21 protein-coding genes and 1 rRNA gene are annotated in these 23335 nt (G+C 71.8%); 16 read left to right on the top strand and 6 right to left on the bottom strand.

What is annotated here, in order from left to right; translation table 11 throughout:
* Nucleotides 1-89 (top strand): 5S ribosomal RNA (gene rrf, locus ACFY9V_RS28650); the annotation flags it as partial.
* A 102-nt stretch (nucleotides 90-191) separates the two neighbouring features.
* Here rrf and ACFY9V_RS28645 read toward each other — a convergent pair.
* The gene (locus ACFY9V_RS28645) at nucleotides 192-1349 is read right to left on the bottom strand and encodes a Cmx/CmrA family chloramphenicol efflux MFS transporter (protein ID WP_391163548.1); all 1158 of its coding nucleotides are present in this window, start codon (nucleotides 1347-1349) and stop codon (nucleotides 192-194) included.
* Nucleotides 1350-1708: 359 nt separating this feature from the next.
* Between ACFY9V_RS28645 and ACFY9V_RS28640 the strand changes: the two genes are divergently transcribed.
* The 8 genes from ACFY9V_RS28640 to ACFY9V_RS28605 all read left to right on the top strand — a co-directional run bounded on the left by ACFY9V_RS28640 (nucleotide 1709) and on the right by ACFY9V_RS28605 (nucleotide 9091).
* On the top strand, nucleotides 1709-2356 hold the full coding sequence (locus ACFY9V_RS28640) for an HAD family hydrolase (RefSeq protein WP_355340706.1): 648 nt from the start codon (nucleotides 1709-1711) through the stop codon (nucleotides 2354-2356).
* 169 nt (nucleotides 2357-2525) lie between these two features.
* On the top strand, nucleotides 2526-3707 hold the full coding sequence (locus ACFY9V_RS28635) for an MFS transporter (protein WP_355340745.1): 1182 nt from the start codon (nucleotides 2526-2528) through the stop codon (nucleotides 3705-3707).
* The gene (locus ACFY9V_RS28630) at nucleotides 3676-4848 is read left to right on the top strand and encodes an acetoin utilization protein AcuC (RefSeq protein ID WP_355340703.1); all 1173 of its coding nucleotides are present in this window, start codon (nucleotides 3676-3678) and stop codon (nucleotides 4846-4848) included. Before ACFY9V_RS28635 ends, ACFY9V_RS28630 begins: the two co-directional genes overlap by 32 nt.
* Before the next feature lie 246 nt (nucleotides 4849-5094).
* On the top strand, nucleotides 5095-5928 hold the full coding sequence (locus ACFY9V_RS28625) for a phosphatase (RefSeq protein WP_391052069.1): 834 nt from the start codon (nucleotides 5095-5097) through the stop codon (nucleotides 5926-5928).
* A gap of 128 nt (nucleotides 5929-6056) precedes the next feature.
* Nucleotides 6057-6278: a helix-turn-helix domain-containing protein gene (locus tag ACFY9V_RS28620; protein WP_188281714.1), complete on the top strand. Its 222-nt coding sequence runs from the start codon at nucleotides 6057-6059 to the stop codon at nucleotides 6276-6278.
* A gap of 137 nt (nucleotides 6279-6415) precedes the next feature.
* Nucleotides 6416-6514 (top strand): 30S ribosomal protein bS22, encoded by a 99-nt coding sequence (locus ACFY9V_RS28615; protein WP_003948845.1) that lies wholly within the window; start codon nucleotides 6416-6418, stop codon nucleotides 6512-6514.
* 196 nt (nucleotides 6515-6710) lie between these two features.
* Nucleotides 6711-7778: an NAD-dependent epimerase/dehydratase family protein gene (locus tag ACFY9V_RS28610; protein ID WP_355340696.1), complete on the top strand. Its 1068-nt coding sequence runs from the start codon at nucleotides 6711-6713 to the stop codon at nucleotides 7776-7778.
* 26 nt (nucleotides 7779-7804) lie between these two features.
* A complete protein-coding gene (locus tag ACFY9V_RS28605) occupies nucleotides 7805-9091 on the top strand; it encodes a 1-acyl-sn-glycerol-3-phosphate acyltransferase (protein WP_391163547.1) in 1287 nt (428 codons plus the stop codon).
* 98 nt (nucleotides 9092-9189) lie between these two features.
* On the opposite strand, the gene ACFY9V_RS28600 is transcribed toward ACFY9V_RS28605, so the two are convergent.
* The 4 genes from ACFY9V_RS28600 to ACFY9V_RS28585 all read right to left on the bottom strand — a co-directional run bounded on the left by ACFY9V_RS28600 (nucleotide 9190) and on the right by ACFY9V_RS28585 (nucleotide 13251).
* The gene (locus ACFY9V_RS28600) at nucleotides 9190-10461 is read right to left on the bottom strand and encodes a DUF5667 domain-containing protein (protein ID WP_355340691.1); all 1272 of its coding nucleotides are present in this window, start codon (nucleotides 10459-10461) and stop codon (nucleotides 9190-9192) included.
* Nucleotides 10462-10702: 241 nt separating this feature from the next.
* Nucleotides 10703-11527 (bottom strand): ECF subfamily RNA polymerase sigma factor, BldN family, encoded by an 825-nt coding sequence (locus ACFY9V_RS28595; protein WP_355340688.1) that lies wholly within the window; start codon nucleotides 11525-11527, stop codon nucleotides 10703-10705.
* Nucleotides 11528-11867: 340 nt separating this feature from the next.
* Nucleotides 11868-12881, bottom strand: a complete 1014-nt coding sequence (locus tag ACFY9V_RS28590) for an HAD-IB family hydrolase (RefSeq protein WP_391163546.1) — start codon at nucleotides 12879-12881, stop codon at nucleotides 11868-11870.
* A 103-nt stretch (nucleotides 12882-12984) separates the two neighbouring features.
* Nucleotides 12985-13251 carry a glutaredoxin family protein gene (locus tag ACFY9V_RS28585; protein WP_355340682.1) on the bottom strand — a complete coding sequence of 89 codons (267 nt, stop codon included), beginning with the start codon at nucleotides 13249-13251 and terminating at the stop codon, nucleotides 12985-12987.
* Between the two features lie 268 nt (nucleotides 13252-13519).
* On the opposite strand from ACFY9V_RS28585, the gene ACFY9V_RS28580 reads away from it, so the two are divergent.
* The 5 genes from ACFY9V_RS28580 to ACFY9V_RS28560 all read left to right on the top strand — a co-directional run bounded on the left by ACFY9V_RS28580 (nucleotide 13520) and on the right by ACFY9V_RS28560 (nucleotide 19408).
* Nucleotides 13520-14218 (top strand): 3'-5' exonuclease, encoded by a 699-nt coding sequence (locus ACFY9V_RS28580; RefSeq protein WP_355340679.1) that lies wholly within the window; start codon nucleotides 13520-13522, stop codon nucleotides 14216-14218.
* A 131-nt stretch (nucleotides 14219-14349) separates the two neighbouring features.
* Nucleotides 14350-15060 (top strand): redox-sensing transcriptional repressor Rex, encoded by a 711-nt coding sequence (locus tag ACFY9V_RS28575; RefSeq protein ID WP_188281706.1) that lies wholly within the window; start codon nucleotides 14350-14352, stop codon nucleotides 15058-15060.
* On the top strand, nucleotides 15057-16412 hold the full coding sequence (locus ACFY9V_RS28570) for a glutamyl-tRNA reductase (RefSeq protein WP_355340676.1): 1356 nt from the start codon (nucleotides 15057-15059) through the stop codon (nucleotides 16410-16412). The genes ACFY9V_RS28575 and ACFY9V_RS28570 overlap by 4 nt, the downstream gene beginning before the upstream one ends.
* 345 nt (nucleotides 16413-16757) lie before the next feature.
* Nucleotides 16758-17750: a hydroxymethylbilane synthase gene (gene hemC / locus ACFY9V_RS28565; protein ID WP_355340673.1), complete on the top strand. Its 993-nt coding sequence runs from the start codon at nucleotides 16758-16760 to the stop codon at nucleotides 17748-17750.
* Nucleotides 17747-19408: a bifunctional uroporphyrinogen-III C-methyltransferase/uroporphyrinogen-III synthase gene (locus ACFY9V_RS28560; protein WP_355340670.1), complete on the top strand. Its 1662-nt coding sequence runs from the start codon at nucleotides 17747-17749 to the stop codon at nucleotides 19406-19408. Before hemC ends, ACFY9V_RS28560 begins: the two co-directional genes overlap by 4 nt.
* A 92-nt stretch (nucleotides 19409-19500) precedes the next feature.
* Here ACFY9V_RS28560 and ACFY9V_RS28555 read toward each other — a convergent pair whose 3' ends face one another.
* The gene (locus ACFY9V_RS28555; RefSeq protein WP_391163558.1) at nucleotides 19501-21729 is read right to left on the bottom strand and encodes an AAA family ATPase; all 2229 of its coding nucleotides are present in this window, start codon (nucleotides 21727-21729) and stop codon (nucleotides 19501-19503) included.
* A 160-nt stretch (nucleotides 21730-21889) separates the two neighbouring features.
* Here ACFY9V_RS28555 and ACFY9V_RS28550 point away from each other — a divergent pair, with 160 nt between their 5' ends.
* Both ACFY9V_RS28550 and hemB read left to right on the top strand, forming a co-directional pair.
* Nucleotides 21890-22039 (top strand): hypothetical protein, encoded by a 150-nt coding sequence (locus ACFY9V_RS28550; protein ID WP_391163545.1) that lies wholly within the window; start codon nucleotides 21890-21892, stop codon nucleotides 22037-22039.
* Nucleotides 22040-22345: 306 nt separating this feature from the next.
* A complete protein-coding gene (gene hemB, locus ACFY9V_RS28545) occupies nucleotides 22346-23332 on the top strand; it encodes a porphobilinogen synthase (protein WP_355340664.1) in 987 nt (328 codons plus the stop codon).
* The last annotated feature ends 3 nt before the right edge of the window (nucleotides 23333-23335 follow it).

Raw genomic sequence — 23335 nt, 5'->3', positions numbered from 1 at the left:
CCGGTTACATTCCGAACCCGGAAGCTAAGCCTTTCAGCGCCGATGGTACTGCAGGGGGGACCCTGTGGGAGAGTAGGACACCGCCGAACAATTTTTATGGAAGAGGCCCGGCCTCGGATCTTAGGATCCGACGCCGGGCCTCTTTTGCGTTCTCCGCCACCCGCCAGAAAACCGGTTTTCGAGTCCGCCTATCAGTCGGGCGTCGAGGACAGGAGGAGCGGGAGGGCGAGGAGGACGAGGAGGGCGCTGGTCCAGAAGGGGGCGAGGGGGCCGGCGCTCGTGCGGAGGGTGGCGGCGGCGGTCAGGGGACCGAGGGCCGCGCCGAGGTTGAGGGCGGCGGTGGCGTAGGAGCCGGACATGGTGGGGGCGGTGGCTGCTTCGTAGAGGACGCGGGTGATCAGGGTGCCGCCGAGGAGGAAGGACAGGGCGCCCTGGAGGAAGACGAGGGGGAGCAGGGCGGCCGGTCGGTCGGCCAGGAGGGCCAGGGCGAGCCAGCCGAGGAGCAGCAGGGGGCCCGCGGTGGTGAGGACCAGGCCGGGGCGGTGGTCGGCGAGGCGGCCCGCGAGGGTGACTCCGGCGAAGGAGCCGGCGCCGAAGAGCATCAGGGCCACCGAGATCCACAGGCGGCCGAGGCCCGCGGTGTCGGTGACGACCGGTGCGAGGAAGGTGAAGCTCGCGAAGGTGGCCGCGTTCACCAGGGCGCCGAGCAGCAGACTCGTCATCAGGCGGGGGGACGTGAGCAGTGCCAGCTCGGTGCGCAGGCCGGGTTCGGCCTTGGACGTACGGGCCGACGGCCGGGCCGGAACGCCCTTGAGGATTCCGGCGGCGGCGGGCAGGCAGAGCGCGGCGACCGCCCAGAAGGTGGCCCGCCATCCCAGCAGGGCGCCGAGCACCGCGCCCGCGGGCACCCCGGCGACCGTGGCCACCGTCGTCCCGGAGAGCAGTACGGCCAGCGCGCGCCCCTTGCGGTCGGGGGACACGAGGGTGACGGCGGTGGTGAGGGCGACGGCGAGGAAGCCCGCGTTCGCGAGCGCGGCGACGATCCGGGTGGCGAACAGGACCGGGAAGCTGCCGGTGACGGCGCCCGCGGCGTGCGCCGCCGCGAAGGCGACGACGAAGGCGAGCAGGCTGCTGCGGGCGGGCCAGGCGCGGGCGAGGGCGGCCATCAGCGGGGCGCCGACGACCATGCCGATCGCGAAGGCCGAGGTGAGCGTGCCCGCGGTCCCGACCGTCACGTCGAGGTCGGCGGCGATGTCCGGCAGGAGGCCGGCCAGCATGAATTCGGAGGTGCCCATGGCGAAGACGGCCATGGCGAGCAGGTACAGCGGAACAGGGAGACGGAGAGGCATCGGGAAAAGGCTCCGAGGTGAGGAGATGCACGAGAGGAAACGTGAAAACGTCGTCTCGTCACCGCGGTCAGCACCCGGGGTGCGGCAGCCGTCCAGCCATGGCCGCGCGAAGAGCCGCGCGGAGAGTCGCACGAAAGCGCGGAGAGTCGCACGAAAGCCCGGAGGGCCGCCCAAAAGCGCGGAGTGGCCGCGAAAGGCCGCGCAAAAGGAGCGTGCGAAAAAGGCGGACGGTGAAAGGGAGCTACGAACTCAGTGGTTCAGGGGGCTGACGGCGTGACCGAAAGCCCCCGCCTTGGATGCCTCGGGGCTCGACATGGCCCGTACGCTACCGGATCCGTGCCCCCAACTACAGTAGCCGTATGCGGTATGACCTGGTCATCTTCGACAACGACGGCGTCCTTGTGGACAGCGAGCCGATATCCAACCGGATTCTCGCCGGGCACCTGACGGAGGTGGGGCATCCGACGACGTACGAGGACTCGATCCGGGACTACATGGGCGCGGCGGTGCACCGGGTGCACGACGTGGTGTGGGAGCGGTCGGGGCGGCGGCTGCCCGAGGGGTTCGACGAGGAGCTGCACGCGCGGGTCTTCGCGGCCTTCGAGCGGGAGCTGGAGCCGGTGGCGGGGGCGGCCGGGGTGCTGGACCGGCTGGTGGCGGAGGGGGTGCCGTACTGCCTGGCGTCGTCGGGGAGCCATGAGCGGATCAGGGTGGCGCTGCGCAGGACCGGGCTGTACGAGCGGTTCGGGGAGGAGCGGATCTTCTCGTCGCAGGACGTGGGGCGGGGGAAGCCAGCGCCGGATCTGTTCCTGCACGCGGCGGCCGTGATGGGGGTGGCCCCCGAGCGGTGCGCGGTGGTCGAGGACAGTCCGTTGGGGGTGCGGGCGGCGGTCGCGGCGGGGATGGACGTGTACGCGTTCACGGCGATGACCCCGGCGGAGAAGGTGGCCGACGCGACGGCCCTGTTCGGTGCGATGGAAGGGCTGCCCGACCTGCTGCTGAGGTGAGCGGGAGCGGTCCGGGGAGCCGTCCGGCGCGGGTTGATCACAATTGTGACCCCCGCCACCTACTCATCCGTAGCTTCCGCGTTTACGCTGCTCGCTCATGGACGAAGCCGCGCAGAGCGCCCCCGGGGGGCCCGCCGCCCCCGTGAAGTACCGGCAGCCGGACGACCGGCTGCGGCACGGGCGGGCCGCGCTCGCGATCAGCTTCTTCGCGCAGGGCGCGCTGTTCGCGCTGCTGGTCACCCGGATTCCGGCGATCCAGGACCGGTACGGCATCAGCGACGGGCTGCTGCCGGTGTTCCTGGCGGCGGTGCCGATCCTCGCGGGCCTGGGCAGCGTGGCGACCGAGTACGTCGTGAAGCGGATCAGGCCGAGTGCGGTGCTGCGCTGGGTGCAGCCGGTGGTGGCCCTGGTCCTGCTGCTGCTCGGCGCGGGCGACCAGTTGTGGATGGCGGCGGTGACGCTGGCGCTGTTCGGGGTGTGCGTCGGCGGTCTGGACGCGTCGATGAACATGCTCGGGGTGAGCCTCCAGCACACCTACGGCCGCAGCATCATGCTCGGCTTCCACGCCTCGTACAGCCTGGGCGGGATCGTCGGGGCGTGTCTGGCGTGGTCGGGGGCGCACTGGCACATCTCGCTGGTGGCGCTGTACGGGCCGGTGGTGGCGCTGCTGATCCCGCTGACGCTGGTGGCGAGCCGCTGGTACGCCGACCAGGAGCAGCCGTCCGTCACCGAGCTGGGGGGCGAGAAGCAGGCCGTCGTGATGCGGCTGCTGATGCCGCTCTGTCTGGTGATGGCCTTCGCGTACATCGGTGACTCGACGGTCTCCAACTGGAGCGCGAAGTACCTCCAGGACACCTTGCACAGCTCGGAGCAGCTCTCCACCGTGCCGTACGCCGTCTACATGGTGACGACGCTGATCGGCCGTTCGGTGGGTGACTTCGGGGTGCGGCGGTACGGTGCCGCGTCCGTCGTCCGGCTGGGGACGGTGCTGGCGATGGCGGGCTTCGCGGTGGTGGCGGTGGCGCCGGGGGCGTGGGTGGGCATGCTGGGCTTCACGCTGCTGGGGCTCGGGCTGTGCGTGATCGTGCCGCAGACGTTCGCGGCGGCCGGGCGGATGTTCCCCGGTGCCTCGGACTCGGCCATCGCGCGGCTGAACATCTTCAACTACGTGGGTTTCCTGGTCGGCTCGCCGCTGGTGGGCGCGCTGGGCGATGTGTGGAGCTACCGCGGGGCGATGCTCGTGCCGATGGTGCTGGTGGGGGCCACGCTGTTGTACGCCAAGTCCTTCGAGGCCGGGCCCGCCGGGTACGGTGTCGGCCATGAGCGGCCGAGCACAGTTGATGTGGGATGAGCGGGTAACCAAGTACGACTTCGGTCCGGGCCACCCGATGGACCCGGTGCGGCTGTCGCTCACGCGCGGGTTGGTGCGGGCCTTCGGGCTCGACCGGGAGCTGTCGGTGGTGGCGGCGCCCGCGGCCGGTGACTCGACGCTGGCGCTGGTGCACCGGGCGGATTACGTGGCGGCGGTGCGGGCGGCGTCCGCCGATCCGGCCGCGGCGGATCTGTCGTACGGGCTCGGTACCGAGGACAATCCGGCGTTCGCGGGGATGCACGAGGCGTCCGCGCTGATCGCGGGGCAGTCGGTGGGCGCGGCCGAGGCGGTGTGGCAGGGCGATGTGCTGCACGCGGTGAACTTCGCGGGCGGGCTGCACCACGCGATGCCGGGCGCGGCGGCGGGTTTCTGCGTCTACAACGACGCGGCGCTCGCGGTGGCCCGGCTGCTGGAGCTGGGGGCGGAGCGGGTGGTGTACGTGGACGTGGACGTACACCACGGCGACGGTGTGCAGACGGCGTTCTGGGACGACCCGCGGGTGCTGACGATCTCGCTGCACGAGCATCCGCGGACGCTGTTCCCGCAGACGGGGTGGCCGGAGGAGACGGGCGGGCCGTCCGCGGAGGGCGGCGCGGTCAATGTGGCGCTTCCCGCGGGGACGGGTGACGCGGGCTGGCTGCGGGCCTTCCACGCGGTGGTGCCGGAGCTGGTGGCGGCGTTCCGGCCGCAGGTGGTCGTCTCGCAGCACGGCGCGGACACCCACTTCGAGGATCCGCTGGCGCATCTGGCGGTGTCGCTGGACGCGCAGCGGCTGGTCGCGGAGGCGTGTCACGCGCTGGCGCACGACCACGCGGAGGGCCGCTGGGTCGCGCTGGGCGGCGGGGGTTACGCGGTGGCCGATGTGGTGCCGCGTACGTGGACGCATCTGGTGGGGATCGCGGCGGGCGCGCCGGTCGCGCCGAAGACGCCGGTTCCCGAGGAGTGGCGGCACGAGGTCTACGCCCGGACCCGGCAGCAGGGGCCGCTGCGGATGACGGACGGCCGTGATCCGCACTGGGCGGACTTCGCCGACTCCGGTTACGACCCGGCGGACCGGCTCGACCAGGCCGTGATCGCCACCCGCCGCGCGGTCTTCCCGCTCCACGGCCTGCTGCCGTAGGGCCTGTCCGGCGGCACGCCGTAGCGCGTTGTCCCCTTTTCCGGCGAGCGTGGCGCTCCTTCTCCACGGAATCCCCCAATTTCGCACACGCCGTCACCGCGTTGTTCGGTAACCCGTTACAGCGGAGCGCGTACGCGTGTGGCGTAGGTCTTCTACGTCCGGAGCGCACTCGGCGCGGGTCACCCGCACGGGGTGTTTTTGGCGGTTTCGTACCCGGGGGGCGGAGGGAGTCGGGACGATCAAGGGGTGCTGAGTGTCGGCGCGCTGCGCGCGCATCTGGTGGCGGCCGGGCTGGCGGGACGGGTCTCGACCCCGAGGGAGAAAAGTCTGCACAGTTACCGGCTCTTCGCGGCGCGGGATCCGCGCCAGACGCTGGGGCTGGATCCGGAAGGGGAGTGGGGCACGGCGGAGTTGCTGCGGCTGATGGCCGACCGCTGCGGTGTGTCGCCGGACCCGGCGGACACCTCGGGGCAGGACACGATCGACCCGGACTGCACGGTGGCGGCGCTGGACGCCTTCGCCGAGCGTCTTGGCAGGGCGGCGCAGGATCGTATCCCCGTTCTGCTGGGGACGGGCCACCCTCATCGGCTGTTGGGCTTCTACGCCTCTTTGGCCGCCGCGCTGTCGGCGGCGGGATGCGTGATTCTCACCCCTGCGTACGGCGGCTACGTCGATATGCCGACACAGTTCGGGGTACGGCGTCACAATCTTTGGTACGTGGGAGGTGTCGCCGTGGTGCGCCCCGTGCCTGGTGCGGAGGGTTCGCAGGAGGGTGCGGGGGCGGGCGAACCGGGTGCTCATACGCACTCCCCGCTGCCCGTCAGAGCGGCCCTCGCGGCTGCCGCGGAGCAGGGCGGAGTGCTGCCGCGGCTGGTGGTCGGGGACCACGGATTCGTATGCGGGGCAGGGCAGTTGGGCATCGAGGCGATCGGTCTCGCCGACTCCGACGACCCCGCGGTGTTCGTCGCGGAAGCGGAGGGCAGGGTGTCGGTCGCGGTACCGCTGGACGACACCGTGCGGTCCGATTACTACCGGCCGCTTACCCGCTACGTACTCCATCGGGCGTGGCTGTCACAGTAATCAACTATTGGCAACTCCTCTTCCCCACTTGCATCATGCGCCCCTAATCTGAGGGGGAGCGCACTTGACTGTTGGAGTCGCCGGAGGGGAAGCCGGTGGCCGTCAGGTGCGGAAAGTTCAGGTGTGTCATGGCTTCAAGCGAAACCAGGCCTCTCAACGAGGTCGTGTTCCTTACCGTGGCCGAAGTTGCCGCGGTCATGCGCGTGTCCAAGATGACGGTGTACCGGCTGGTGCACAGCGGTCATCTGCCGGCGATCCGGGTGGGGAGGTCTTTCCGGGTTCCGGAGCAGGCCGTCCACGACTACCTGCGTGAGTCCTATGTGGGGGTGGGGGTGGGGGAATCTGCCTGATCTCGCCCGCCGAGGGCCGCTGACCGCCTGCGTGGGGCTCGGTTTATGCTCGTCCGCCTCGGGCGGGTAGGCTTGGCCGACGTAGGTCGTGTGGGCTCGGACGCCCCGCACCGAGTGAAAACGAAGCGAGGGTAGTCGTGGGCTCTGTCATCAAGAAGCGGCGTAAGCGTATGGCCAAGAAGAAGCACCGCAAGCTGCTGAAGCGGACGCGCGTTCAGCGTCGCAACAAGAAGTAAGCGGGCTCGACGCAGTACGCCGCTCTTCCTGCCCCCTCCACCGCCCGTAGGCGGTGGAGGGGGCAGTGGCGTTTTCCGGGGCAGGTGTGACGGAGGGGGCAGCGGCGTGACGTCGGCGGCCCGCACAGCGGGCCGTCACTGCGGCGCAACAACGAACGGGTACGGTGCGTACAACCCCGTAGGAAGGCGCTGAACCGTGGGCAAGGTGGTGCTCGTCACCGGAGTCGCGCGACCGATCGGCGGCCGTTTCGTCCGCCGCGTCCTGCGGGAGCCGGAGGTCGACCGGGTGATCGCGGTCGACGCCGTACCGCCCGAGCACGATCTGGGCGCCGCGGAGTTCGTCCGCGCCGACATCCGGCAGCCCATGATCGCCAAGGTCCTCGCGCAGACGTCGGTCGACACCGTCGTGCACCTGGACGTCAGCGCCACCACCACGATGGGCTCCGGCGGCCGGACGCAGGTCAAGGAGACCAACGTCATCGGCACGATGCAGCTCCTGGGCGCCTGCCAGAAGGCCCCGACCGTACGGCGCCTGGTCGTGAAGTCCACCACCAGCGTCTACGGCGCCGCGCCGCGCGACCCGGCCGTCTTCACCGAGACGATGCCCGCCAAGTCGCTGCCGAGCGGCGGCTTCGCGAAGGACGCCGTCGAGGTCGAGGGGTACGTGCGGGGCTTCGCGCGCCGCCGCCCGGACGTCGCGGTCGCGGTGCTGCGGTTCGCGAACATCCTCGGCGCGCACGCCGACACCCCGCTCGCGGAGTTCTTCGCGCTGCCCGTGCTGCCCACCGTCCTCGGCTACGACCCCCGGTTGCAGTTCGTCCACGAGGACGACGTGAACGAGGTGCTGGTACTGGCCGCGCTCGACGCGCGGCGCGGGACCCTCAACAGCGGGACGTTCAACATCGCGGGCGACGGGGTGCTGCTGCTGTCGCAGACCGCGCGGCGGCTCGGCAAGCCGACCGTGCCGGTGCTGCTGCCCGCGGTCACCTGGATCGGGCGGACGCTGAAGGCCGCGGGCGTCACCGACTTCTCGCGCGAACAGATTCGGCTGTTGACGCACGGCAGGGTGGTGGACACCCGGCAGATGCGTGAGACGCTCGGTTTCGTGCCGGCGTACACGACGGCCGAGACGTTCGCCGACTTCGCGCGCAGCCGCGGGCCCGGGCTGCTGCCGCCGGACCGGATGGCGCGCGCCGTCGACCGGCTCGCCGCGGCGGCGCTGGCGCCCGACGCCGCGGACGCCACCGACGCCGACCACGCGTGACCGCACCAGGCAGAAGGAGTCGAACCATGGCAGACGCCAAGGTGATCCCGTTCGGCGACGATTCGCGGGCGCGGCGTACGGGCTCGGGTTCCGGCTCGGGTCCGGGGTCCGGCTCGGGTTCCGGCCGGTCGCGCGGCGGCCGGTCCGCGGGCGCCAGGAAGAAGGACGGCGCCGGGTCGTCCGGCGCGGGCGGGCCGGGCACGCAGCCGCTGGCGGCGGTGCCCGAGGTGCCGGAGCCCCAGGAGACGGCCGAGGCGGGCTCAGAGCCGGGCGGTACGGGCGCAGCGGTCCCCGCGCAGGCAAGCGGCGGCGGGACCGAAGCGGAATCCGCCACGGGGGCGCGTACGGGTTCCGGTTCCGGGTCCGCTTTCGGGTCCGCTTCAGGGTCCGCTTCCGATTCCGGTTCCGCCGCGGGGGACGAGGGGCCGGGGCTGGCCGCCGCGCTCGGCGGGGTCGCCGACCGGCTGCTCGGCGGGGACTGGGAGCGGAAGGTCGCCTCCGGCCTGTCGTTCCTGCGGCGCCGGGTCACCGGCGAGTACGAGGTCGACGAATTCGGCTACGACGCCGAGTTGACCGAGCAGGTGCTGATGTCGGTGCTGCGGCCGTTCTTCGACACGTACTTCCGGGTCGAGGTGAAGGGCATCGAGAACATCCCCGCCGAGGGCGGGGCGCTGGTGGTCTCCAACCACTCCGGGACGCTGCCGGTCGACGGCCTCATGACGCAGGTCGCCGTGCACGACCACCACCCGGCGGGACGGCACTTGCGGCTGCTCGCCGCCGACCTGGTCTTCATGCTGCCGGTGGTCAACGAATTCGCCCGCAAGGCCGGGCACACGCTGGCGTGCGCGGAGGACGCCGAGGTCCTGCTGGAGCGCGGTGAGGTCGTCGGGGTCATGCCCGAGGGCTTCAAGGGGCTCGGCAAGCCGTTCTCGGAGCGGTACAAGCTCCAGCGGTTCGGGCGCGGCGGATTCGTCGCGACGGCGCTGAAGACGAAGGTGCCGATCATTCCGTGCTCGGTGGTCGGCGCCGAGGAGATCTATCCGATGGTCGGCAACTCCCGCACCCTCGCGCGCGTGCTCGGCGTCCCGTACTTCCCCCTCACCCCCACCTTCCCCTGGCTGGGGCCGCTCGGGCTCGTCCCCCTCCCCACCAAGTGGACGATCCAGTTCGGCGAGCCCATCCTCACCGACGCCTACCCGCCCGAGGCGGCGGAGGACCCCATGCTCGTCTTCAACCTGACCGACCAGGTCCGCGAGACGATCCAGCACACCCTGTACAAGCTGCTGGTGGACAGGCGGTCCGTCTTCTTCTGAGGGCGGCCCCGCCACGCGTCGGGCGGTGTTCTTCTGAACGTGAAAGGGCGGCCGGTTCTCCTCGCGGGGAGCCGGCCGCCCTTGTGCGTGCGGTGGTGCTAGTCGTTCGAGTCGTCCACGCCGAGGCCGAGGCCGGGGAGGAGACCGGGCAGGAGCGGGGGGAGGGTGACGGAGTGGGGCGGGGTGGCGGAGGTGGACGGGGTGTCCGTGGCGCCGTTGCCGCTGCCGGGAGTGCTGTTCGGCGGGGGCGGGAGCAGCGGGCCGCCGATCAGGCCCTCGTGCTGCGGGGTGGTGGGCGACACCGACGGGTTGCCGCTCGGCGCCTGCCCGGACTTGCTGTCCCCGGACGCGGGCGCGGACGGCGTGCCGGAGCCGGAGCCCGTACCGCTGCCCGTACCGTCGTCGCTTCCGCCGCCGGAACGCCGGTGGCCCCGGGAGCCGGAGGAGCTGTCGTCCTTCGGCTTGGGGAGCACGGATTCGAGCGGCTTGACGTCATCGTCTATGGCGGCGAAGACCGACGAGACCTGGTCGGAGACATCGGTGAGCTGGCTGGGCAGCTTGCCCCGCATCTCGGTCCAGCCCTGCCGGTGCGACGCGGCGAAGGTGTTGAGCAGCGCCATCGGCTGGAGCGAGCCGTCCTTCGCGTACGCCTGGGTGAGCAGCCGGTGTCCCTCGGCCGCCTCCTGCCGCATGCCGGACAGCGCCTTGCGCACATCGCCGACGGACTCGTCGTCGAGCTGTCCGCCGCGCTGCCGGTCCATGAGCCGCCGGGCCTCCTGCATGCGCGTGGAGGCCATGTCGAGGTAGACCTTGCCGCGGGAGGCGTCACTGCCCGCCATGTCGAGCTTCAGGTCCTCCATGCCCCGCTTGAGGCCGTAGAGGGTGTCACCTGGCAGCGCGTTCGTACTGGCCGCCGCGACTCCGCCGAAGGCACCGGCGGCGACGCCGACGGACAGGCCGCCGACCGCGAGCCGCCGGGACAGCCGGGAGCGCGGGGTGAGCTTGCGCAGCCGGTGGGCCCCGTGTCCGCCGGTGCCCTCCGAGCGCTGCTCGGGAACCCGGCCGGTGACCTCGAAACTGCCGTCGGCGATGGCCTGTTCCATCGCGGCGATGAGCTGCGCGCGCTGGACGGTCTTCTTCTCGGCGTCCAGTACGGGCGCCGGCCGGTCGCCGATGGCCGCGGCGAGCGACAGCAGCGAGTCCTGTTCGGGATCCGCGTGCCGGGCCGCGGCATGGCTGCCGTGCTGCCCGCTCGCCGGTCCGGCACCGCCGCCACCGCGCTCGCCGGTGGTCTCGTCGAGGACAGCAGCGTCCTCAAGGGCCTGGGCGAAGGCGTTCGCCCGGCGGTGTGCCGTTGCCTGTCCGATCACGGGCGGCACCTCCTCTCGTCATCCACACTCGACTCCCCATGCCGCCCGGAAGGTTGCGTTCCCGGCTGCCGTCCACCCGATCGAGTGAACAGCAACAGGCAGCGCGCGGCACAGATATGTCTGCATGTGATGCAACGAGTGCCGGGCCAGTTGGGTTACGCAGGTCTGATGATCGGGTCGGCTCTGATGATCGGACTGATAGGCCGAATGACGGCCTGCCGGGGTACGGGACAACGCGGACTCACCGGGCGTCTTCCGGTAGCAGCCTGGCCAGGGTGCGGACCGCCCGGTACTGGAGGGTCTTGATCGCCCCCTCGTTCTTGCCCATGATGCGGGCGGTCTCGGCCACCGAGAGACCTTGGAGAAACCGCAGCGTCACGCACTCCTGCTGCTGCGGATTGAGCTTGCGCACGGCCTGGAGCAGCGCCTCGTTCGACAGCGACTCCAGAACGGAGTCCTCGGGGCTGCGCTCGACCTCGTTCGCGTCGAGCATTTCACCGGTGGTCACTTCCAACCGGAACCGGCTCGATTTGAAGTGGTCGGCGACCAGATTGCGGGCGATCGTGACCAGCCACGCGCCGAAGTCACGGCCCTGCCAGGTGAAGGTACCGATTCTGCGCAGGGCGCGCAGGAACGTCTCACTCGTCAGATCCTCGGCCGTGGCTTTGCTGCCGACGCGGTAATAGATGTAGCGGTAGACGGTGTCGGAGTAGTGGTCGTAGAGCCGTCCGAAGGCTTCGGTCTCGCCTTCCTGGGCCCTTTCGACCAGGTCCATCATCCGGCCGCTGTCGGTGTCGGAGGCCGGGCGGCGGGCGGTGGTCGTGGCGGTCGACTGACCGCCGCCGGAGCCGTTGCCCGCGCCGGTGGTGCTGGTGGAGCTGCTGCGGGTGCGTCTGCCTGCGGCTGTGCTGACTTCGGCCAGCGCGTAAGCGTGGCCGGGGACGGTGGGACCGGACGTGGCGAAGGCGGGCGCGGCGTACGTGGGGACTGTGCGCATCAGGCGGTCAACCACCAGTGCGCGCAACGCAGCCAGGCCAGAGGTGTCAACCCCGTCGTGTGGGTACACGGGACTCCCAGAGGCAGAACTTCCATCACGTGCAGTACGGGACCGTTCACTCGTCGTGGCGACGTGTGGGTACCGGAATGCGTCTGAGGAGAATAACGCTTCGTACAGGCGACGCTACACCGAGTTGCTCAAATCGCCGTTTCCGCCACTTCCTAAGCGGAATGGTGATCGAGCAATTATCGAACAGGCGCCCTTAGTTGACCACTTCTGCTCGTGAAATGGTCGCGGAGAGAGCGTGTTGTGGTCGTGTTCACGCGTGTCGCTCCCGCCACTTCGGACGCCCCGCGGCGCGGCGGATCCGCGGCGTCACGGGGGTCACAGGCGTCCCGTGACGGCTGCGTCAGGAGTGCCGGCGGCGGCTGATCGCGACGGCGGCCAGGGCGCCGCCCGCCACCGCGCCCATCCCGGCCGCGGCGGGGATGCCGATCTTGGCGGCCTTGCGCCCGGTGCGGTAGTCGCGCAGCCGCCAGCCCTCGGCGCGGGCGTGCTTGCGCAGCCTGCTGTCGGGGTTGATGGCGTAGGGGTGGCCGACCAGGGACAGTATCGGGATGTCGTTGGAGGAGTCGCTGTACGCGGCGCACAGCGACAGGTCCAGGTCCTCGGCGGCGGCCAGGGCGCGTACGGCCTCGGCTTTCGCGGGTCCGTGCAGCGGCTCGCCGACCAGGTGCCCGGTGTAGACGCCGTCGATCGACTCGGCGACCGTGCCGAGCGCGCCGGTCAGGCCGAGGCGGCGGGCGATGATCGTGGCGGTCTCGACGGGTGCGGCGGTCACCAGCCAGACGCGCTGCCCGGCGTCCAGGTGGGCCTGGGCGAGCGCGCGGGTGCCGGGCCAGATCTTGCCCGCCATGTACTCGTCGTAGATCTCCTCGCCGATGGACATCAGTTCCTCGACGCGGTGCCCCTTGATGATGGACAGCGCGCTCTCGCGCACGTCCCGCATGTGCTCGGGGTCCTCGTTGCCCGCCATGCGGAAGTACGTCTGCTGCCAGGCGAAGCGCAGCAGGTCGCGGGTGTCGAAGAACTTCCGCTTGTACAGGCCGCGGCCGAAGTGGAATATCGCGGCGCCCTGCATCACGGTGTTGTCGAGGTCGAAGAAGGCCGCCGCGCGGGGCTGGTCGTGCGCCGGGAACTCAGGTTCCGCGGGCTCGTCCGGCTTCCCCGTCCTGGCGGATTTCGCGGACGCCGCGGATCTCGCGGACGTGACGGTTTCCTCCGGCCCGGCGGAAACCGCGTCCCGCGGCCGGGTCTTGGTGGCCAAGGCGGCCTCCGCGGCCAGTGCCGCGGCCTCGCCTGCCAGCACACTGCGCTCGGTGCCGGCCTGCCTACGGGGGGTGAGCCATCTGCGTGCGGCCATACCGCGAGCATAACCACCCGGCGCGTCAAGCCCTGTTCGCGCACGATGCGGGGGCGTGAACGCCACACGACCGGACAGTGACCGGCTGCGGGCCCCGGCCGGGTCAGCCCGCGGTGAGCGCCGCGCGCAGCCGCTTCTCGTCCACACGCCAGAACGTGTGCTGTTCGCCGTCGATGAGGACGACGGGGATCTGCTCCCAGTACCGCGCGTACAGCGCCTCGTCCCGGGTGATGTCCCGTTCCTCCACGGCCGCGCCGGTCTCGCCCGCCACCTTCTCGATCACGGTGCGCGCGTCGTCGCACAGATGGCAGCCGGGCTTGCCGATGAGCGTGACCGTGCGCACGGCCGCCGCGGTGTCGTCGTTCGTCATACGGGCCATTGTGCGCCGGACGGTCCGGGCGCCCGTACGACGGGTTCGCGTACGGGGAACGGGCTCTCGTACGAGGAAGGGGCTCTCGCGCGAGGAACAGGCGCCCGTACGGCGCCGGGTCGCACCACCTGTCACCCGTGACCCTCCGTGCGGCCGTACTGCACCTGTGTCACAGGCGATATGCGGGCGTTACTCGCACTCGCGCACATTCGATTACGATCGAGGTCGTTTTGTACGGCCGGGGGCGATGCGTGAGGAGTGTGACCGCGTGCTCTCGGCTCCGAGCCAGGCTTCGGCGTACGGCTTTGCCGTGGTCGACGTCGAGGCGACCGGTTCGTCGTCGCGGCGGCACCGGGTGGTGGAGCTGGCGGTCGTACTGCTGGACAAGGACCTGACTCCGCAGGGCGAGTTCACGACGCTCGTCGATCCGCACGGTCCGGTCGGCCCGACGCACATCCACGGCATCGAGGGCGGCGACCTCGGCGGGGCGCCCTCGTTCGACGGCATCGCGGCCCGGCTGCTGAGCCTGCTGCGCGGCCGGGTGCTCGTGGGGCACAACGTGGGGTGCGACCGCTCGTTCCTGGCCGCCGAGTACGCCCGCGTCGGGGTGCGGCTGCCGTCTATACCAGAACTTTGCACGATGCGGATGGCCGCCGCCCGCTTGCCCGTTCCGCACGGACTGTCACTGCGCGACTGCGCCGAGGCAGCGGGCGTCACGGAGTGGCACGCGCACACCGCGCTGGGTGACGCCCGTGCGACGGCTGAGCTGTTCTCGCACTACGTTCGGGGTGCGGAATCGGTCGAATTTGCGGAATCCGCCGTTCTGGACGAGCGGCTGGCGCAGGCCGCCGCGGTGGAATGGCCGCAGGCCACTGGCCTACCGGGGGTCGTTGACGCACTCTGGAAGCGCCGCAGCAACGATTCCGCACGGCGAATGGTGCCCAATGTCCGTAATGGGAGCGCGTGATGCCGGTCACGTCCGCCGGGCAAATCGGACACCATCTTTGTGCACGCGTTCACAAAGACATAGCCTGCTGTCCACGGGGCGGCCCCAAAGACCGTGGTCGTCTTCAGCCCAGCTCTACCCGCAGGAGCACCGTGGCAACTGGCCGATCTCACCGACCGGCGACCCGCAGCCGAGGGATTCCCGAGGCCACCGTCGCCAGACTTCCGCTGTACCTGCGGGCACTGACAGCACTCTCCGAGCGCTCGGTGCCCACCGTGTCGTCGGAGGAACTCGCCGCCGCCGCCGGGGTCAACTCGGCCAAGCTGCGCAAGGACTTCTCCTACCTCGGCTCCTACGGGACCCGTGGCGTGGGCTACGACGTCGAGTACCTCGTCTACCAGATCAGCCGTGAGCTGGGCCTCACGCAGGACTGGCCGGTCGTCATCGTCGGTATCGGCAACCTCGGCGCCGCGCTCGCCAACTACGGCGGGTTCGCCTCCCGCGGCTTCCGGGTCGCCGCGCTGCTGGACGCCGACCCCGCCCTCGCGGGCCGTCTGGTCGCCGGGCTCCCGGTCCGCCATATCGACGAGCTGGAGTCGATCGTCGACGACAACCAGGTGTCGATCGGCGTCATCGCCACGCCCGCCGGCGCCGCCCAGGAGGTCACCGACCGCCTCGTGGCCGCCGGTGTGACCTCGATCCTCAACTTCGCGCCGACCGTGCTGACCGTTCCGGACGGCGTCGACGTACGCAAGGTCGACCTCTCCATCGAGCTGCAGATCCTCGCCTTCCACGAGCAGCGCAAGGCGGGCGAGGACCGCCAGGACCCGGACGGTGACGTACCCGCCGTGATGCCCGCATGAGCGTTCTCGTCGTCGGACTCAGCCACCGCAGCGCACCCGTGAGCGTCCTGGAAAGGGCCGCGCTCACCGGGGACGCCCGCGCCAAGCTGCTCCAGGACGCGCTCGCCGCGGAGCCCGCGGCCGAGGCGGTGGTGCTCTCGACGTGCAACCGCATCGAGCTGTACGCGGACGTCGACAAGTTCCACGCCGGGGTCGCCGAACTGTCCACGCTCCTCGCCCAGCACAGCGGCGTCGGCCTCGAAGAGCTGACCCCGCACCTGTACGTGCACTACGAGGACCGGGCCGTCCACCACCTGCTCTCCGTGGCCTGCGGGCTGGACTCCATGGTCGTCGGCGAGGGCCAGATCCTCGGCCAGATCAAGGACGCGCTGGCCGCGGGGCAGGAGCTGCACACCGCGGGGCGGCTGCTCAACGACCTGTTCCAGCAGGCCCTGCGGGTCGGCAAGCGCGCCCACTCCGAGACCGGGATAGACCGGGCGGGCCAGTCCCTGGTCACCTTCGGCCTGGACCAGCTCGCCGTGACGACGGGACCGCTCGCCGGCCGCCGCGCCCTCGTCGTCGGCGCGGGCTCCATGTCCTCCCTGGCCGCCGCCACGCTCGCGCGCGCGGGTGTGCGCGAGCTGGCCATCGCCAACCGCACGGTCGACCGGGCCGAGCGCCTCGCGGCGACCCTGGCCTCCGACAACGGCGCCCTCGACAGCCGCGCGATCACCATGTCCGAGGTGTCCGCCGCGCTGCGCACCGCCGACGTCGTGGTGTCCTGCACCGGCGCGACCGGCCTGGTGCTGAGCGCGGACGACCTGCGCGCCGCCCTCGCCGAGCGCCCGGCGGGCACCGACCTCGCCGTGCTTGACCTCGCCATGCCGCGCGACATCGACTCGGCCGCGCACGCCCTGCTCGGCGTGCACCTGGTCGACATAGAGTCGCTGGCCGCCGCGTCCGCCGACGCGCCCATGGCCGCCGACGTCGACGCCGTGCGCGGCATCGTCTCCGAAGAGGTCGCCGCCTTCGGCGCGGCTCAGCGTGCCGCTCGCATCACGCCCACCGTGGTGGCGCTGCGCGCCATGGCCGCCGACGTCGTGGCGGGTGAACTTTCCCGCCTCGAAGGTAGGCTGCCCGATCTGGACGACAAGCAGCGCGCCGAGATCACCCAGACGGTGCGCCGCGTCGTCGACAAGCTCCTGCACGCGCCCACCGTGCGGGTCAAGCAGCTCGCGGGCGAACCGGGCGGCGCGGGCTACGCCGACGCCCTGCGCGAGCTCTTCGACCTCGACCCGCAGGCCGTAGCCGCCGTCCGCTCCGCGCCGACCCGCACCACCCTGGGCGTCCCAGAACCGAATCGAGGCCGCTGAATGAACGAGACGGGTGCCCCGCACGAGCCCGGGGCTGTGTCTGATCTGGGGCTGCCGCCGGGTGGGCGCGAGGTGTCTGAGGCGGTGCCGGACGCGGCTGGACGTGCCCCGCAGGGGCGCGGGCCTGTGTCTGATGTGCGGCTGCCGCCGGGTGGGCGCGAGGGGTCTGAGGCGGTGCCGGACGCGGCTGGACGTGCCCCGCAGGGGCGCGGGGAACTGCGCGGCCGGCCGGTGACGGCCGGTGGTCCGGGAACAACCGGCCGTGCCCCGCTGGACCCGGCGCAGACGAGCGGCGCCGCCGCAGCTGAGGCCGCGGCGCCCCGCGCCCCCGAGGGGGCACCCTCCGTGCGCGAGGAAGCCGTCGAGGGGGCACCCTCCTCGCACGGGGCGCAGCCCCTTCGGCTGGGGACCCGGCGGAGCAAGCTGGCGATGGCGCAGTCGGGCATGGTCGCCGCCCAGGTGACGGAACTGACCGGCCGCCCGGTCGAGTTGGTCGAGATCACCACGTACGGCGACGTCTCGCGCGAGAATCTGGCCCAGATCGGCGGCACCGGCGTCTTCGTGTCGGCCCTGAGGGACGCCCTCCTGGCCGGCGAGATCGACTTCGCGGTGCACAGCCTCAAAGACCTGCCCACCGCGGCGGCGGACGGCCTGACGCTCGCGGCGATCCCGGTACGGGAGGACCCGCGGGACGCACTCGTGGCCCGCGACGGCCTGACGTTCGAGACGCTGCCCGACGGAGCGCGGGTCGGCACGGGCTCCCCGCGACGGATGGCGCAGCTCAACGCGTGGGCACGGTCACACGGCAGGGCCGTGGAGACGGTGCCGATCCGTGGCAATGTTGACACCCGCATCGGGTACGTTACTTCCGGCACGCTCGACGCGGTCGTACTGGCCGCCGCCGGGCTGAACCGTATCGGCAGGCTCGCGGAGGCGAGCGAGCTGATCGCTGCCGACGCCGTACTGCCCGCTCCCGGCCAGGGAGCGTTGGCGGTCGAATGCGCCGCCTCCAACCAGGAGTTGGCCGCACAGCTCGCCGAGCTCGACGACCCGTTCACCCGGGTCGCCGTGACCGCCGAGCGATCCCTGCTCGCCGCCCTCGAAGCCGGCTGCTCCGCCCCTGTGGGCGCGCTCGCCGACCTCGTGGCCGACGGGCAGACTACCGAGCTGCGCCTGCGCGGTGTCGTCGGCACGACCGACGGCGCCTCACTGGTGCAGATGTCCATCACCGGCCCCGTACCGGCGTCCGACGACGAAGCGCGTGCCCTCGGGCGCGAGTTGGCCGTCGAGATGCTCGCCAAGGGTGCGGCCGGTCTTATGGGGGAGCGCGCACTTTGAACCCCGCCGCCGTCGCTGCAACGACGAACACCGCCGGGACCGCCGGTTCCAACCGACCTTCTTCCGGCCACGTCACCTTCCTCGGTGCCGGGCCCGGAGACCCCGGGCTGCTGACCTTGCGCGCTGTGGAGGCGCTGGCCCGTGCCGACCTGCTGGTCGGCGACGCGCCGGTGCTCGACGTGGTCCGCACGCACGCCCGCGCGGACGTGGGCACGGCCCAACCCGCCGCAGACGGCGAGGTGTTGGACATCTCCGCTGTCTCGGCTGCTGCCACCCAGCTTGTCATGGCGTCCGCGCGGACCGGAAAGCGGGTCGTCCGTGCGGTCGCGGGCGACCCCGGCCTCGACTCGTCCGCGGCCGAGGAGATGCTGGCCTGTGCCCACGCGGGCATCCCCTTCGAGGTCGTGCCCGGCGTGGCCGCCGCCGTCGGCGTACCCGCCTACGCGGGCGTGCACTTGAGCAGTGACGTGCGCTTCGTGGACGCGGCCACCGCCGGCGACCGCTGTTGGAACGAGGTGGGCGCGAGCGACGCGACGCTGGTGGTCTCCACCACGCTCCAGACCGTCGCGATCGCCACCGCGGAACTCATCGCCGCCGGACGCAAGCCCGACACCCCGCTGTCGGTGACCGTCGCCGGGACCACCACCCGGCAGCGCACCTGGACCGCGACGCTGGCCACCATCGCCGCGGAGCTGAAGGCGACCAAGGCGTTGCCGACGCCCGAGGGACCGATCGCCGCGATAGCCGTCGTCGGCGAACGCACCGCCCAGCGCCAGCACTTGTCGTGGTTCGAGACCAAGCCGCTGTTCGGCTGGCGGGTCCTGGTGCCGCGCACGAAGGAGCAGGCGGCGTCGCTGTCCGACCAACTCCGCTCGTACGGCGCCGTGCCGCACGAGGTGCCGACCATCGCGGTCGAACCGCCGCGCACCCCGCAGCAGATGGAGCGGGCCGTCAAGGGCCTGGTCACCGGACGCTACGAGTGGATCGCCTTCACGTCGGTGAACGCCGTCAAGGCGGTGCGCGAGAAGTTCGAGGAGTACGGGCTCGACGCGCGGGCCTTCGCCGGTATCAAGGTCGCCGCGGTCGGCGAGCAGACCGCCCAGTCGCTGGTGGAGTTCGGCGTCAAGCCGGACCTGGTGCCCAGCGGCGAGCAGTCCGCGGCCGGGCTGCTGGAGGACTGGCCGCCGTACGACCCGGTCTTCGACCCGATCGACCGCGTCTTCCTGCCGCGCGCCGACATCGCCACCGAGACGCTGGTGGCCGGACTGGTCGAGCTGGGCTGGGAGGTGGACGACGTGACGGCCTACCGGACCGTGCGCGCCTCGCCGCCGCCCGCCGACACCCGTGAGGCCATCAAGGGCGGCGGATTCGACGCGGTGCTGTTCACCTCGTCCTCGACCGTGCGCAATCTCGTCGGCATCGCGGGCAAGCCGCACAATGTCACCGTGATCGCCTGCATCGGGCCCGCCACCGCCAAGACGGCGGAGGAGCACGGGCTGCGGGTGGACGTCATGTCGCCCGAGCCGTCCGTGCTCGCCCTCGCGCAGGCCCTCGCCGACTTCGGTACGGCCCGCCGGGTCGCGGCCGAGGAGGCGGGCGACCCGGTGACCCGTCCCAGCGAGCGCCGTCCCGGCTCGCGCAGAAGGGCCCGCGTCTAGGGCCTGGGTCTGAGGCCCGCGTCCAGGGCCCGGACCCAGGGCCCGGACCCAGGGCCCGCGTCGAGGACCTGGTGGGCCGCACGGGCCCACGACTACCGCAGCGCCGGGGGCAGTTGCTCCCGGTGGACGACGCCCAGGCGCTGCGTGGCGCGGGTGAGCGCCACATACAGGTCGCTCGATCCGAACCGGGCGGGCTCCACGACCAGCACATGGTCGAACTCCAGGCCCTTGGCCTGGCGCGGGGCCAGCAGCACCAACGGCCGGGTCAGGTCGGGCGCTTCGCCCGCCGTGACACCGTCCAGCGCGGCGGCGATCTCCTCGTGCAGCTCGCGCGGCGCGATCACCGCCAGGCGGCCCTGCCCCGGCAGCGGCGTCAGCTCCGCGGCGGCCTTGGCGACCGTCCCCGCCAGGTCCCCGCCCGCGTCCCGCGTCCACGGCCGCTCGCCGGTCGACCGCACCGACACCGGCAGGACGTACCGCGGGTCCTGCGCCCGTACGACCCTGGCCGCCAGCTCCATGATCTCGGCGGGCGTACGGTAGTTGACCTTCAGCGTGACGTGCTCGAAGCGGTCCCCGACGTACGGCCGCAGGATGTTCTCCCACGAGCCGACGCCCGCCGCCTCCGACGTCTGCGCCGGGTCGCCGACCAGCGTCAGCGAACGCGTCGGGGTGCGGCGCATCAGCAGCCGCCACGCCATCGGCGACAGGTCCTGCGCCTCGTCCACGATGATGTGCCCGAACGCCCAGGTGCGGTCGGCGGCGGCGCGTTCGGCCGCGCTGCGGTGGTCGTCCTCCTCGTGCCGTTCCGCCATCCGCTCGGCGTCGATGATGTCGTGCGCGGCCAGGATCTCGGACTCCTCGTCCTCGAACTCGTACGACTCCGAGCCCCGCGACAGCTCCAGCACACCCTGCGCGTAGGCGATCCGCTCCTGCCGTACGGCCTCCTCGGCCGCCAGCCGGGCGCTGTCGTCCACGCCGAGGAGTTCGGCGGCCTCGTCCAGCAGGGGGACGTCCGCGGGCGTCCACGGGGCGTCGAGGAGGTTGTCGGGGCGCGGGCGCCGGATCGCGTCGGCGTCCTCGGCGGGCAGGTACACCGGCGCGGCCAGATAGTCGGCCAGGAACGCCTCGGGGGTCAGCGGCGGCCACAACTCGTCGACGGCGGCGTGGACTTCCTTGCTCGCCGCGATGGCCCGGCCGAGCAGCGCGATGTCGTCGGGCCCGAGGAAGTTGGGCCCGCCGTACGGGTCGGCGCCGATCCGCTCGGCGAGCTGCGCGGTCAGTGCGTCGATCACGCGGAAGACGAAGTGCGGGCGGCCGAGGTTGTGCGGCAGCAGGGTGTCGCGGGCCGCCTGCCGGGCCTCGTACGCGATCTCCCAGTCGAGGATGAGGTCGCCGTCGTCGTGCCGGATGATCAACGGGGCGCCGGGCTCGGGCAGTTGCTGCCGGTCGCGGACGGCCGTCGCCAGCGCCTCGGCCATCTCCTCGCCGCCCTTGACGGCGGCGGCGCGCGGCGTGTCGGTGCCGGTGGCGTGGACGCCGGGGAAGAGTTCGGCCTGGGTGGCGAGCAGGACGCCGGTCTCGCCGAGCGCGGGCAGCACCTCTTCGATGTAGCGCAGGAACGCCGGGTTGGGGCCGACGATCAACACCGCGCGCTTGGAGAGCAGTTCGCGCTGCTCGTACAGCAGGAACGCGGCCCGGTGCAGGGCGACGGCGGTCTTGCCGGTGCCGGGGCCGCCCTCCACGACCAGGACGCCCCGGTGCGGGGCGCGGATGATGGTGTCCTGCTCGGCCTGGATGGTCCGCACGATGTCGCCCATCCGGCCGGTGCGCGCGGAGTTGAGCGCCGCGAGCAGCACGCTGTCGCCGTTGGGGTCCTCGAAGCCGGTGCGTTCGCCGTCGGCCAGGTCCAGGATCTCGTCGTGCAGCTCGGTGACGGTGCGGCCCTCGCTGGCGATGTGGCGGCGGCGCCGCAGGCCCATCGGGGTGTGCCCGGTGGCGAGGTAGAAGGGGCGGGCGACGGGCGCGCGCCAGTCGATGAGCAGCGGCGTACGGTCGGCGTCGTCCTCGCGGATGCCGATCCGGCCGATGTGGTGCGTGGCACCGTCGGAGCGGTCGACGCGGCCGAAGCACAGCGAACCGTCGACCGCGTTCAGCGCCGCGAGCAGGCCGGAGCGCTCCGCGACCCGGATGTCGCGTTCGAGCCGCGCCTGGAGGCCGGTGCCGACCGGCGTCAGCGCGTCCTCGACGCCCTGCGCCGCGACACCGCGCAGCGCGTCGACCCGCGCGTGGACGCGGTCGATGAATTCCTGCTCTTCCCGCAATTCGACGCTTTCCCGATTTGACAAAACGGCTCCCCGTCGGATATGGTTGTTCTTGTTGGCCCCGTGATCGGGGCCTTTCTCATGTGCGCTGAATGCGCGCAGAAGAAACCAATATACGCGTGGCGATCCCCGGTCGGCAATTGCCCACCGGGGATTTCTCGTGCCCCGCGGCCCGTACCCGGTCGTCCTCTGCTCGCCCGGCGCGGGCGATCCGCGCTCGATGGGCACCACGCTCTACGACGACCTCGCCTCGCCCGGCTACGACCGCCCCTCGCACCGCTGCCCGGAGGCGCGCTTCTGCTCCGGGTGAGCCCGGCCCGCATCGGCAAGGCGCATTCACCAGGCCGCGACACCCCCTGGGCCGCGACGCCGATGGCCCGTCGGCAACGCCCGAATTTCCGGTGGGCGCCTTTCCGCGGATACGGCGGCGGCCGACGAATTGCGCGGCGCGGAAGCGAACGGATCTTCTTCTCCTCCGCATTGCCGCGGGCCTTTGCGGAGCCGACTGGGCGTCGGGAAAAGCACACCGGGAGCGGGCGTACCGTGGGAGAGAGCCCTCGATCGTGAGGGTGCCTCGATCTCCACGGGTTCGGACCCACGGGAAGGCGGCGCAGCCATGAGCAGCCGGTACGGCGAGTTTCCGGGCGCGCGCCCGCGACGTCTGCGGACGACCCCGGCGATGCGCCGCATGGTCGCCGAGACCCGGCTGTCCCCGGCGGAGCTGATCCTGCCGATGTTCGTCCGCGAGGGCATCAGCGCGCCGCAGGAGATCTCCTCCATGCCCGGCGTCGTCCAGCACACCCGCGACTCGCTGCGCAAGGCGGCGGCGGAAGCGGCGGCGGCCGGGGTCGGCGGCATCATGCTCTTCGGCGTGCCCGAGGTGAAGGACGCGGTCGGCAGCCAGGGCACCGAGCCCGACGGCATACTCCAACTCGGCATCCGCGACGTCGTGTCCGAGGTCGGCGACGCGCTCGTGGTGATGTCCGACCTGTGTCTGGACGAGTACACCGACCACGGTCACTGCGGCGTGCTCGACGCCGAGGGCCGCGTCGACAACGACGCCACGCTGGAGCGCTACGCCGAGATGGCCCAGGTCCAGGCCGACGCGGGCGTCCACGTGGTCGGCCCCTCCGGCATGATGGACGGTCAGGTCGGCGTCGTACGCGACGCGTTGGACGAGATCGGCAAGCAGGACGTGGCGATCCTCGCGTACACCGCGAAGTACGCCTCCGCCTTCTACGGCCCCTTCCGCGAGGCCGTCAACTCCTCGCTCAAGGGCGACCGCAAGACGTATCAGCAGGACCCGGCCAACCTCCGTGAGGCGATGCGCGAGCTGGCGCTGGACCTGGAGGAGGGCGCCGACATGGTCATGGTCAAGCCCGCCCTGCCCTACCTGGACGTGCTGCGCCGCGTCGCCGACGAGGTGAACGTGCCCGTCGCCGCGTACCAGATCTCCGGTGAGTACGCGATGGTCGAGGCCGCCGCCGCGAACGGCTGGATCGACCGCGACCGCGCGATCATGGAGACGCTGACGTCCATCCGCCGGGCGGGCGCGAACATGATCCTCACGTACTGGGCGACCGAGGCCGCCCAGCGGCTCTAGGGC

Origin of the sequence: Streptomyces sp. NPDC008317 (assembly GCF_042955955.1) — a bacterium.
Lineage (GTDB): Bacteria > Actinomycetota > Actinomycetes > Streptomycetales > Streptomycetaceae > Actinacidiphila.
Note: the sequence above shows the minus strand (reverse complement) of the source record. Positions and strands in the feature narration are given on the sequence as shown.

Bases quoted from the DNA above. Each gene is read 5' to 3' on its own strand.
- ACFY9V_RS28645 (WP_391163548.1), bottom strand. From the start codon at position 1,349: ATGCCTCTCCGTCTCCCTGTTCCGCTGTACCTGCTCGCCATGGCCGTC.
- ACFY9V_RS28640 (WP_355340706.1), top strand. From the start codon at position 1,709: ATGCGGTATGACCTGGTCATCTTCGACAACGACGGCGTCCTTGTGGAC.
- ACFY9V_RS28630 (WP_355340703.1), top strand. From the start codon at position 3,676: ATGAGCGGCCGAGCACAGTTGATGTGGGATGAGCGGGTAACCAAGTAC.
- ACFY9V_RS28620 (WP_188281714.1), top strand. From the start codon at position 6,057: ATGGCTTCAAGCGAAACCAGGCCTCTCAACGAGGTCGTGTTCCTTACC.
- ACFY9V_RS28605 (WP_391163547.1), top strand. From the start codon at position 7,805: ATGGCAGACGCCAAGGTGATCCCGTTCGGCGACGATTCGCGGGCGCGG.
- ACFY9V_RS28590 (WP_391163546.1), bottom strand. From the start codon at position 12,881: ATGGCCGCACGCAGATGGCTCACCCCCCGTAGGCAGGCCGGCACCGAG.
- ACFY9V_RS28585 (WP_355340682.1), bottom strand. From the start codon at position 13,251: ATGACGAACGACGACACCGCGGCGGCCGTGCGCACGGTCACGCTCATC.
- ACFY9V_RS28570 (WP_355340676.1), top strand. From the start codon at position 15,057: ATGAGCGTTCTCGTCGTCGGACTCAGCCACCGCAGCGCACCCGTGAGC.
- hemB (WP_355340664.1), top strand. From the start codon at position 22,346: ATGAGCAGCCGGTACGGCGAGTTTCCGGGCGCGCGCCCGCGACGTCTG.